General features: G+C 17.5%; 8 protein-coding genes. 7 read left to right on the top strand and 1 reads right to left on the bottom strand.

Going from position 1 to position 9,587, the window contains the following annotated elements; translation table 11 throughout:
• A partial coding sequence (locus tag DH96_RS02200) for a hypothetical protein (protein WP_220084270.1) occupies positions 1-297 on the top strand: 297 nt, incomplete at its 5' end.
• A gap of 1,544 nt (positions 298-1,841) precedes the next feature.
• Here the strand turns inward: DH96_RS02200 and DH96_RS02150 are convergent.
• Entirely contained in the window at positions 1,842-2,222 is a 381-nt protein-coding gene (locus DH96_RS02150) for an effector protein (protein ID WP_245927108.1), read from the bottom strand.
• Between the two features lie 1,023 nt (positions 2,223-3,245).
• Here DH96_RS02150 and DH96_RS02195 point away from each other — a divergent pair.
• The 6 genes from DH96_RS02195 (at position 3,246) to DH96_RS02125 (ending at position 7,734) form a co-directional block, all read left to right on the top strand.
• Entirely contained in the window at positions 3,246-3,428 is a 183-nt protein-coding gene (locus DH96_RS02195) for a hypothetical protein (RefSeq protein ID WP_181451616.1), read from the top strand.
• A complete protein-coding gene (locus DH96_RS02145; RefSeq protein ID WP_181451615.1) occupies positions 3,415-3,879 on the top strand; it encodes a hypothetical protein in 465 nt (154 codons plus the stop codon). The genes DH96_RS02195 and DH96_RS02145 overlap by 14 nt, the downstream gene beginning before the upstream one ends.
• A 211-nt stretch (positions 3,880-4,090) precedes the next feature.
• Positions 4,091-4,435: a toprim domain-containing protein gene (locus tag DH96_RS02140; RefSeq protein ID WP_111961386.1), complete on the top strand. Its 345-nt coding sequence runs from the start codon at positions 4,091-4,093 to the stop codon at positions 4,433-4,435.
• 426 nt (positions 4,436-4,861) lie between these two features.
• A complete protein-coding gene (locus DH96_RS02135; protein WP_111961385.1) occupies positions 4,862-5,122 on the top strand; it encodes a hypothetical protein in 261 nt (86 codons plus the stop codon).
• A 343-nt stretch (positions 5,123-5,465) separates the two neighbouring features.
• Entirely contained in the window at positions 5,466-5,858 is a 393-nt protein-coding gene (locus DH96_RS02130) for a hypothetical protein (RefSeq protein ID WP_111961384.1), read from the top strand.
• 1,492 nt (positions 5,859-7,350) lie between these two features.
• Positions 7,351-7,734 (top strand): effector protein, encoded by a 384-nt coding sequence (locus tag DH96_RS02125; RefSeq protein WP_245927107.1) that lies wholly within the window; start codon positions 7,351-7,353, stop codon positions 7,732-7,734.
• The last annotated feature ends 1,853 nt before the right edge of the window (positions 7,735-9,587 follow it).

Raw genomic sequence — 9,587 nt, 5'->3', positions numbered from 1 at the left:
GCTATTTTACAAGCTGAAACTGAAAAAATTACTCATATTCAAGAACAAATGAAGCAAAACCAAAAAAAAAATGAACATTTACAAGCTATTTTACAAGCTGAAACTGAAAAAATTACTCATATTCAAGAACAAATGAAGCAAAACCAAAAAAATTTTAAGACATTAAAAGAAAAAGAAATTTTAAACAAATTAAATATTAATAGTACTTGTATGTCTTCAAGTTTATCTAAAAATTTAAATATAAAATCACAAAAATTCATTATAAAAACAAATAATTATATAAAAAATTATCTATAAATTAAACCATTAAACAAAATTAAATTTTTTTCATAATAATTTTATAAAGAAAAATAATTAATAATCATTATTTTTCTTTTTTTTTATATAAATTAAAAACTATTTAAAAAATATAATTACTTTTCTGAATTCAATTTCTTAAATAATTTTTTTAAATCAAAAACAAACATATTTATTATAACAATTTAAAACAATTAAAAATCATTAAAAAAAAATAAACAGTGAAAAGATTTTTTTTAAAACAAAAGATTTTTTTATACTTTTTTACGTCATATTTTCTTAATATATCATCTACAACATATTTATAATTTAAATATTTTCAATTTATTTTTTTATTTCATTAATTATTTTCTTCTAATTGTTTTTTATATGATTAATGATGAATTTTATTTGTTGATTCGTTAATATCAAAAGTCTTTCAATCTCTTTATTTATAAACTATCAGTTATTCTTTGACCTCGCATAAAATTATTCTTCAAAGCTTGCATAACAGTCGAAGATCTTTCGAAAGCCATAAAAGTTTTTTTGTTTATATAAAAAACAAAAATTAGTTTTTAAACTTTATCAACTGTCATTCCTAAGTCTTAATCAAATTTTTTCTTGATATTATTCATGTAATCAATATATTCTTTGTTTTATTCTTTCTAAGTTTTGTTGGATATTTCTTGAATAAAATTAGGAAGACCCGATTCATAAAATTTCTTGCTTTTCGTTATAATATTCCCATATCTTTCTTAGGGAAAAATTATGGTCTCTATGTTAATCAGTTCTAATATGTCTATAGCATTTGAACCTTTTTTATTTACAAGAAATAAGTTAAAAATCTCTGTATTTCTAAAACAAGATCTTTAATTTAACATCAATAAAAGATTAATTCTTTTTCCTTTTCGTCCTACTAATAAATATTAAATTTTATTATCATATTTTTTAATTCAATTAAGGAAGAATTCTTTATATTCTTTTAAAGTAAAATTTTCTTGTTCATCTAGATAAAAAATGAAAATATTTTTATATTTAATACGCGTTTATTTACAATTTATTTGCTAACATTTGCTTATATGTCTTTTTTAATCATCAATGATGTTGATATCCAACATATAACTCTTTATTTTTAACTAAAGAAAAGAAAATTATACGATTTTTATTTTTAAAAGTGGAAAAAATAATTCTATAATACCAAAAAAATAACATATCTTAAAAAAATCTCAACAAAACTAAAAATTAAAGAATCAATACATTAAAAAATTTTATTTATATAAAATTAAATAAAATATAATAGCCATTACCAATATTTCAAAACCACAACACATAAACAATTAAACCTTTCTTTTATTTATTTAATTTAAAATAATAGATAAATTTTATACAAAAAATTTTAAAAAACAAATTTTTTCTTTTTAAAAAGTAAGTAATAAATTCTTAAAGAATTAATTTTTCGTTAATATATTTTAAATTTTGCATCAAATAAAAAATATTTAGAAGAAATTAACAACTTTAAATTTAGCAATAACAAAGCCATGATTTTTTTAAAAAAAATTATAAAACTAATTTTTAAAAGAATACAAAATTTTTCTTAATTTAATTTCTAAATCTATTTGTTCTAAAAATATTTTGTATAATTGTTTTTTAAGCAAAGATTTTTCTCTTTTTAAAAAATGTATTTGAAATTTTAAAGCACTTGATTTTCTTTCTGACTCATTAGGATTTTTTTTACTTTTTATTTTTAAATGATATAACAAATTTTTTTCTAATTGATCGATTTCTTTTAAAATTGAATTTTTTTGTTTAGATAAATCATCTATTTGAAATTTTAAAATTTCCATTTCTTTTTGCGAAGAATCAAACATTTTTTCTGAAGAATCTGTTTTTTGAATTTTGGAATAAAATTTACCAGCAAAAACTAAATTTGTTTTATTAAAATTCACTAATAAATAAATAAAAAGCACTAAAATTAAATAAAATTTGAAATTAGATTTTATCTTTTTACAATTTAAATACATATTTAAAATATCTTTCTAATATAATTTTTTTTTAAAACTAAAGCAAACATACTTATTGTAACAATTTACAGCCATTAAAAATCATAAAAAAATAACGTGAAGAATTTTTTAAAAAAATGTATTTATATTATAAAAATTTTTAATTTTTTATTTTTTGGTATTATATTTTAAATTTTCAATAAAACAGAAAGAATTAAGAAATTGTTAACATTTTCTTAACTTTTTACTTTTAAAAGAATGAATATTTAATAAAAATTTTTTTGAAAGTTTTTCGTTTTTTTATAAATATTATTTTATTTTAGTTTAAAAATTATATTTTTAAAGTCTTAATTAATAAAAAAGATTTTTTGAAAAAATAATTTTTTATTAAAAAATAAAATATTTACATAAAAAATTTAATTTTATAGATTTTTTTATGAATGATTTTCAATATGTATAATTTTTATGATCAATGTATTTTAAAAGTATGTTAAAAAGATTTTTAAAACATATTGAACTCTTTTTATTTATATAAAAAACTCAATTTAATTAACCCAAAGTTTTAAAAATTGTTAATTTTTTTCTTAATTCTTTCTATTCTATTAAAAATCGAAACATAAACTAACGAAACAATAACATTAATAAATTTTATAAGCAGCAAAAATAGATATTAGAAATAATTTTATAATTTTTTATTGAATTTAAAAAATCTTTCAAAAAATTCTTACGGAAAAAAATGAAATTTATACTATTAAAATAATTAAATCTAAATCTGATAAAGATATTTTGAAATAAAATTAAATATTTTTATTTATAATCCACAAAATTCTTTTCAAGAATATTTTGAAAAACGTCTTGCTGATATGAAATATTTACTTGAAAGACCAAATGTTGTTTTCATGAAACTAGAAGATAAAATGTTATTTAAAACAAAAGAAAAAGAGGACGTCCAAAAAAAAGTGAAAATCAATGATTGAAGATGTTAAAAAAATAGAAATGTTAGTTCTGTTAAAACACTTAAAATTAGTTCCTTTAAACGCTTCTCAAGACATTCGTTTTAATTATTATCTTTTTCATGAAAGTAAAAGCGGCTTATCAGCTAAAATTAACCATAAAAATAAAGTCTGGTGTTGGAGTTATGGTACTTGTTGACTTTGATGTTATCGACATCTATCAACAACATACTTGTAAAAAGATCAAAGAAAGTATTATTGATTTAAAAAACTTTTATGAAAGTAGTGATTATTGTTTTTTAAAAGAACAAGAAGAAAATAAAACAATTAAAAATCAAAGAAGATTAGACAAAAAAAATGTTTATCAAAAACCCCAAACTGAACAAGCAAACCTTTTAATTAAACAAAAAATTATTCAAAAACTTTCTTATACTTTTGGCAAAATTACTAACTTTTATCAACAACAATTATTTCATAATCCGAAAGCCCTTACGTATCTTTTAAAAGAAAGAAAATTAAAAGTAGAAACGATAAAAGCTTTTCAGTTAGGAGCAACTAATAAAAACAATCAATTCTTAGTTTCTTACGTCCAACAACAAAACTTAGAAGAAGCTTATTTTATCAAATTAGGTTTATTAAAAAAAAAATAGTTCTTTTACTTACGATGCTTTAAATGACTGTATCGTCATTCCTATTCAATATAAAGAACATACCCTTCATTTCTTTAAACATAATTATCATCATCCAATTGATCGTTTCAATCCTAAATACCAAGCTTTAAAAAACTTTAGTCATACGAATATCTTTTATTTTCCTTACGGCTTTACCAAAGCCTGGCTCAGTATTTTAAAAACCAAAACCATGATTCTCCATGAAGGTTTTTATGACGTAATAAGTTGTCATCAACATGGGATTATTAATGCCGTTAGCATGATCACAATTACTCAATATCTTTCAGAGACTGTTATTAGACTTTTAAAAAAATATCAAATCAAAGTTTTAATTAGTTTGGACAATGACGAAGCAGGAGAAAAAAATGCTTTAAGAATTAAAAAACAATTAGAAGAAAATAAAATAATTAATGAAATAAAAAAAATAAATAATAATAAAATAAATAAAATAAATAAAAAATATTTAAATTGTAAAGATGCAGATGATCTTTTAAGAAAACATACGCTAAAAGCGTATCAAATGATCTACTTATAAAAAAAAAAGAGCGCGAGGGAAAATAAATTCATATGTGTTTATATATTAGTTGAATCATGAGTCGACATGACACTTTTTGATTATATTTAACTTTTTTTGCATAAAAATTTGGACTTACTTTTTTTTGACTCACCTATTTTGACACACTTGACTCATACATATTTATTTTTTAAAAGTGATCCAAAAAAATATTTATTTTTCCTACTTTTTTTGCATTTTATACTGTTTCGACTCATGACTCACTTAAATATTAACTAACATATAAAATTTTTCTTATTTCTTTAAAAGCCTGCACGCTATTTTTTTTAAAAAAATAGCTGTTAAAGATTCTTTAAATCCTGTTTATTAAATCCTATTTATTTTTAATTTTATGTAAAATAATTTTATGAGAAATTGTTTAGTGTTTTGGAGGATAGTTAAATAAATATGGGTTTTAAAAAATTTTTAGGAGGAATTGGTAAATTAATTACTGATATTTTTGATCCTCAATCTATTTCTAATGTTTATCAAGCAAACGCAGACTTATTTAGTAATGTGGAAATTCAAAAGTATTATTTAGATGTTCAAGCTAAATTATTAAGCGTTTGTCTAACTCTTGCATGTATATCTGGTATTATTTTTTTTACTGGATATATTTTAAATAATTTAAATAAATTTATTTATATTTTTATTAAACGTTCTTATTAGAAAAAATAGTTTCTTAAGCTTTTAAAAAAATTTCGCAGCCTGATTATCGCCGAATTGGAAGTCAATTGTCACTTATAAATTCTTTCTATTTTATTAAAAATTTAAACGTATATATATATCATAAAATTATTTTGAGTATTTTATACCCCCTCTCTTTTACTTACTCTCTACTCTTTTTTTAAAAGATAATATTTTTTTTCTACAAAATATATTTTTTTATTTATATTTTAATCTTTTTTGGATAAAAAATATCTTTTTAATAGACAAAAAAACTTCTTTTTTTTATTATGATATTGTATTTAAATTTATATTTTAAATAAAATAAAAAAAGGAGTCTGAAACAATGTATTTTAAGAAAAAAAAATTTAATTTGTTTTTTCGAAAAATTGTGTTAATATCTACTTCACTTTTTTTAATTTTCATCATTTTAAAACCTAATTTAATTTTTGCTGCAGAATCAAAAAATGATTTAGAACAACAAAAAGAATATTCAGCAATTTTGACTGAGATTGACAAAGATATATTTTTGGAATTTAAAGACAATGTTTTAAATATTGTAGATGCAGAAAGGGAATTTTTTATTAATACTTTTGTTATTGAATGGATTAATAGTGAATCAATTACTTTAGAAGAAATAAAAAAAGAATTTGATGCTTTGATAAAAGGCATTTTAACAACTAATGATATGAAAAGAAATGCTTTAGCTCAAAATTTTTTACATCATTTAAAAAATTAAATTATTTTGTAAAATTTTTTTAATTTATTTCTGAATTTCGGTTTTTTTAAGATGTTTTTTATATATGTTATTTCTTTTGACATTCTGAAATTTATGTTATAATGACATTAAAAACATCTTACAATTAAAATCTTCTTAGAAAATACATTATACTTCTGAAAACTCAAGGTATAATATAATAGAAAAGACCCTGGTCTATACGTTAGTAAGATGTAGTATAAACTGGAGTCTTTCTTTTTTTAGGTTTATAAATAATAATATTTATTTTATGTAAGTTTTACATAAAAATTTGGAAATTAATTAGTTATATGTAAACCAACTTTACTAATTAGTTTGCAGATTTATATGTAAAAAAAACATACAAGAAAAAATTGGTAAACAAATGGAAAATAAAAGAATACAATATAAAAATATTTTCATTTTTTATCTAGATGAACAAGAAAATTTTACTTTAAAAGAATATAAAAAATTCTTCCTTAATTGAATTAAAAAATATGATAATAAAATTTAATATTTATTAGTAGGACGAAAAGGAAAAAGAATTAATCTTTTATTGATGTTAAATTAAAGACCTTGTTTTAGAAATACAGAAATTTTTAACTTATTTCTTGTAGTAAATAAAAAAGGTTCAAATGCTATAGACATATTAGAACTGATTAACATAGAGACCATAATTTTTCCCTAAGAAAAATATGGGAATATTATAACGAAAAGCAAGAAATTTTATGAATCGGGTCTTCCTAATTTTATTCAAGAAATATCCAACAAAACTCAGAAAGAATAAAACAAAGAATATATTGATTACATGAATAATATCAAGAAAAAATTTGATGAAGACTTAGGAATGACAGTTGATAAAGTTTAAAAACTAATTTTTGCTTTTTTATATAAACAAAAAAACTTTTATGGCTTTCGAAAGAGCATCTTAAAATCATATCAAATGATCTATTTTTCAAATAAGGTTTCGAAGGAAAATAAATATTTATGAATGATATATATAAAATGAATATATTATAGACAAAATCATACTCTTTTTACACGTAATTTGGTTCAAAATTCATCCTACTTATATTATCTAATTTAGCTTATATTGTTTTATTCAAAGTAAATTAAAAAATATTTAATTTTTACTACTTTTTTCATTTTATACTATTTTGACTCATAATTTGTTTAAATATTAACTTACATAAAAATTTTTTATTTTTTCAAAAAATATTTTTAATCAAGCATAATATTTATGATTAATGTATTTCGTAATTCTTTTTCCAGGAATTACGAAATACATTAATCTTTTTTATTAAATCTTTAAAAAATTCTTCACGTTATTTTTTTATGATTTTTAATGGCTATAAATTGTTACAATAAGTATGTTTGCTTTAGTTTTAAAAAAAAATTATATTAGAAAGATATTTTAAATATGTATTTAAATTGTAAAAAGATAAAATCTAATTTCAAATTTTATTTAATTTTAGTGCTTTTTATTTATTTATTAGTGAATTTTAATAAAACAAATTTAGTTTTTGCTGGTAAATTTTATTCCAAAATTCAAAAAACAGATTCTTCAGAAAAAATGTTTGATTCTTCGCAAAAAGAAATGGAAATTTTAAAATTTCAAATAGATGATTTATCTAAACAAAAAAATTCAATTTTAAAAGAAATTGTTAAATTAAAAAAAGAATTAGAAAAATATTTATTACAAATTGAAAATCAAAAAAAACCTAATAAGTCAAAAATCGATTTAAATTATCTAAATTTTAAAATATATTTTTCAAAAAAAAAAGAATCTTTACTTAAAAAACAATTATACGAAATATCTTTAGAACAAATAGATTTAGAAATTAAATTAAGAAAAATTTTGTATTCTTTTAAAAATTAGTTTTATAATTTTTTTGAAAAAGATTATGGCTTGATTAACTCTAAGTTTTATTGATCTAATTTTATATTCTTTAATAAAATTTGTATCTTTCTTTTAAAAATTACTTTTTGATATAAAATATTATGGTTTTTATATAGGTAAGTTCTAATTTTTACTTATATTGTACCTTTTTGATAAAAAATATTATTTTTTAAATTAAATTTAGGATTTTTTAATGATTATCTTTATTTTTTTAAAAATTATGTTATTATTTATGAGATTATTTTTTATATGTTAAGTACTTTCAAAATATTTATATTCAAAATATAACGAATAGTTTATGAATAAAATAAAAAAAATTTGATTAATTAAACAATACTAAATCGCGTTAACCTATATTATTTCTATTATTTTTATTTTATATTTTTCAGCATTGAAATATATTTTTTTAAGTTTACTTTATATGGCGAACCTGAAGATTTAAAAATATTTCTTTTTGTTTTTTATTTTATTTTTTTATAATGAATAAATTATTTCCTTTTGTTTTTTTTTTTTTTCATTTTTGAAAAAAGTAATTAAAAATGAAAAAAATATTTAGAAATTATTAAAAAAATTTATCTTAAAGTTAAAAAATTATGTACTATTATGGTTTTTATTATTATTTGTTATTCATTATTTGATTTATTTAGTTTTTTTACTATTATTTTTTTAATTATTTTTTATTCATATTTTCGTTAATTTTGCTCTATATGTTTCCGACATAAAAAATAAAAAATCGATTATTCTGTTTAAAAAAATTAAAGGTAAAAAGTTTATAAAATAAAAGTTTTTGAATAATTAATTTTTTAGAAGTTTTCTCTTTTATTACAACTATAATAACAATTTTTTTTATTATTTATCGTCTTCTTATTTATTTTTTTAAAAAATAAAGTAAAAAATTATTTTAAAAACAAAAAAATAAATTATTTTATTTTTTTGTTAATTTTTCTCACATTAATTATTTTCCAGTTTATATTTGTTCTTTATTTGTTTTTTTAGATGTTTTAAAAAAAATTACTTTTCTTGTTAATATTTTGAAAATATTACTTTTTTCATATTAAAACTTAAAAAAATTTAACAAATTAGTTACTGTGAAATTTAAAAATTAATTAGTTTCTTTCTTAAAAAATTTTTAAAATTCAGAAACACCAGAAATCAACATGACGAAATATTAACAAAAAATCAATTGTTAAAATAAAACTGTTCTTAAATAAGTTAATTTAATAATTTTCATTTTATCTAAAATTATTAAGTTAAAATAATTAAAAAATATTAATAAAAACATAAAAAAATAAAAAATATTCCTTTTTATAAAAATTAAAACATAAAATAAAACCAAATTTTTAGAAACTAAAACAAATTAAATAGTTATCATAATAAAAAATTATGATAAAAAAATAATTTTCCTTATAGAATCTAAAATAGTCTTAAAAATTTTTATAAAATAATTTTTCAAATAATGATAAAATTTATAAATAATGATAATTTTAATCTTTTTTTTAAAAGATATTTTTTTCTTTTATAAAAATTGTTTGTTTTTTATTTACCTTATATTTTTTATTATATTTTCGAAAATATTCGCTTATATTTTTAATTATACTTTTTATTGTAAATTAATTTTTTATTTAATATTTTCATTTTGATTATTAAAATAAAATTTATTTTGTTATAATTATTTTTAATATGTTAAAAAATAAGCAAACAAAAATTTTTTTCAGAAACAAAATACATAATAAATATTAATAAACTTAAAAATAAAATTTTATAAAACATAAACAATATCATAATATGTTTTAATATTTTTTAATTAAAAAATTTTTTAATATAAAATTAAA

This window comes from Candidatus Phytoplasma oryzae (assembly GCF_003263355.1).
In the GTDB taxonomy this organism is placed as follows: domain Bacteria; phylum Bacillota_I; class Bacilli_A; order Acholeplasmatales; family Acholeplasmataceae; genus Phytoplasma; species Phytoplasma oryzae_B.
This window is presented reverse-complemented; position numbering and strand designations above follow the sequence as displayed.

Coding starts and splice junctions, on each gene's coding strand:
- DH96_RS02130 (WP_111961384.1), top strand. CDS start 5,466: ATGTATTTTAAGAAAAAAAAATTTAATTTGTTTTTTCGAAAAATTGTG.
- DH96_RS02135 (WP_111961385.1), top strand. CDS start 4,862: ATGGGTTTTAAAAAATTTTTAGGAGGAATTGGTAAATTAATTACTGAT.
- DH96_RS02140 (WP_111961386.1), top strand. CDS start 4,091: ATGATTCTCCATGAAGGTTTTTATGACGTAATAAGTTGTCATCAACAT.
- DH96_RS02145 (WP_181451615.1), top strand. CDS start 3,415: ATGGTACTTGTTGACTTTGATGTTATCGACATCTATCAACAACATACT.
- DH96_RS02195 (WP_181451616.1), top strand. CDS start 3,246: ATGATTGAAGATGTTAAAAAAATAGAAATGTTAGTTCTGTTAAAACAC.